Origin of the sequence: Mesorhizobium sp. M7A.F.Ca.CA.002.04.1.1 (genome assembly GCF_004022805.1) — a bacterium.
Classification (GTDB): Bacteria; Pseudomonadota; Alphaproteobacteria; order Rhizobiales; family Rhizobiaceae; genus Mesorhizobium; species Mesorhizobium ciceri.
On sequence record NZ_RZPL01001096.1, the window covers coordinates 1 to 1,150 of the forward strand.

Here is a 1,150-nt window from a genome sequence, read left to right on the forward strand (position 1 = left end):
CCCCTATTCGATCAAGCCCAGCCGCAGCGCCTTGGCAACGGCCTGGTTGCGATTGACGGCGTTGAGCTTCTGGGTCGATTGGGTCAGATACTGGTTGGCGGTGTGCACCGACAGTTTCAGGAGTCGCGCGATCTCCTCGCTGGTGTTGCCGTTGGCGGTCAGCTTCAGGCATTCGAGTTCGCGCTTGGAGATTGCACGCATGCGGCCGGCATCGCTCGGGCGGATGCGGGCGACTGCGGCGAACAACGAAAAGCAACGAGCGTGGATCTCGTAGAGAGCGTCCTGCGACAGGGTGATCTCCGAGCCCAGGAAAACGACAAGGCCGCATTGGCCGCGGTCGGCGTGGACGGGGAAGGCGATGCCGCTGGTGCCGGGCGCCAGCGGCGCCATCTGCTGCGTCCAGGCGAGATTGCCGAACATCTCGGCCATGGCGGTGACGCCGTCATCCGTCCACCAGCGCGGTTCGGTCGAGATGCGCGTGTGACGCACGATCTCCTCGCCATTGGCGCCTGAAATGAACTTCGTCGCCACGGCAATCCCGGGATAGTCGGAATCAAGGCAAGGAACGAGCCGCGCCCGTTCGGGCGAGGGGCTGACGAAGAACAGGCCGAAAGCCGAGGCGTTGATGTCGACGGCGATCCAGCGGCAGCGGCGCACGGCGTCGGGAATGGTGACCGCGTGATGGGTTTCGGAGCTAAGGGTGAAGGCGCCGAACGGCTTGCGCTGCTCGTTGAAAAGGGCTTCGGCGGCTTCCTTGATATCGGCGTGTTTCAAATGATGCCGCTCCTGATCGCCGTGGCGATGGCCATCGCGCGGTTGCTGGCCGCGAATTTCTGGATGGCGTGGGTGATGTAGCTGTTGACGGTGTTGGAGGAGACGCCAAGGATGACGGCGACCTCGTCGGTGGTCTTGCCTTCGGAAACCCAGAACAGGCATTCGCGCTCGCGATCCGACAACGGATCCTGCATGGCGGCGGCGGCGATCAGTTGTGGGATGTGCGAGAGCGCGTAGCAGCATTTCAGCTGCGCCCGCATCAGCGCCGGCTGGTCGATGCTGCCGGCTGTCGCTGCCGAGAACAGAGCGAACAGGCGCTGGCGGCCGACATTCAGGCGCAGGGAATAGATCTCTGCATGGCCGAGCACATCGAGAA

General features: G+C 63.8%; 2 protein-coding genes. Both read right to left on the reverse strand.

From position 1 onward, the window contains the following. Nucleotides 1-3 precede the first annotated feature (3 nt). Nucleotides 4-774 (reverse strand): helix-turn-helix transcriptional regulator, encoded by a 771-nt coding sequence (locus ENZ75_RS32440; protein ID WP_024502681.1) that lies wholly within the window; start codon nt 772-774, stop codon nt 4-6. Then, nucleotides 771-1,150 (reverse strand): helix-turn-helix transcriptional regulator (locus tag ENZ75_RS32445; RefSeq protein WP_245481347.1); only part of this gene is annotated, 380 nt, incomplete at its 5' end. The genes ENZ75_RS32445 and ENZ75_RS32440, both read right to left, overlap by 4 nt.